The sequence below is a fragment of the Lactobacillus sp. C449L genome, from assembly GCF_059900815.1.
The window spans coordinates 1-490 of record NZ_JBWXGA010000111.1 but is presented as its reverse complement, the minus strand read 5'-3'; the positions used below and the strand labels follow the sequence as shown (position 1 = coordinate 490).

General features: G+C 68.8%; 1 protein-coding gene. It reads left to right on the top strand.

Going from position 1 to position 490, the window contains the following annotated elements; all coding sequences use genetic code 11:
* The coding region (locus AC2JF9_RS08555) for a cellulase N-terminal Ig-like domain-containing protein (RefSeq protein WP_500726921.1) at positions 1-490 on the top strand (490 nt) is incomplete at both ends.

Sequence of the window (490 nt, the reverse complement as noted above, 5' to 3'; positions counted from 1 at the left end):
ACCAGATGATCGCCGCGCCGCTCGCGACCGGCCGCACGCTGATCGTGGCGCCGGAGGAGGACGCGCAGCGCATCCGCATCGAGTCCCGTTCCGGCGAGCTGCAGCTGATCGACGGTCGCGCCAATCACAACAACGCCTGGTTCATCGTGCGCGGCATCGTGCCCGCGGGCGCCACCGCCAATGCCGTCGAATGGGTGGTGACGCCCAACGTGATCGAGGGCTGGACGTACGAGCCCGTCATCCAGGTGTCGCAGGTCGGCTACGCGCCCGCCCAGCCCAAGAAGGTGGTGATCGAGCGCGATCCGGCCGACACCGGCGACGATCCGGTCCGGCTCTATCGGCTGACGGAGGAGGGGCGGGAGGAAGTGCTGAGCGGCGCGCCCGAGCGCTGGGGCAATTTCCTGCGCTACGATTACCTGACCTTCGACTTCAGCCGCGTGCGGGAGCCCGGCGTGTATGTGGTCGGCTATCGCGACAAGACGAGCCACGC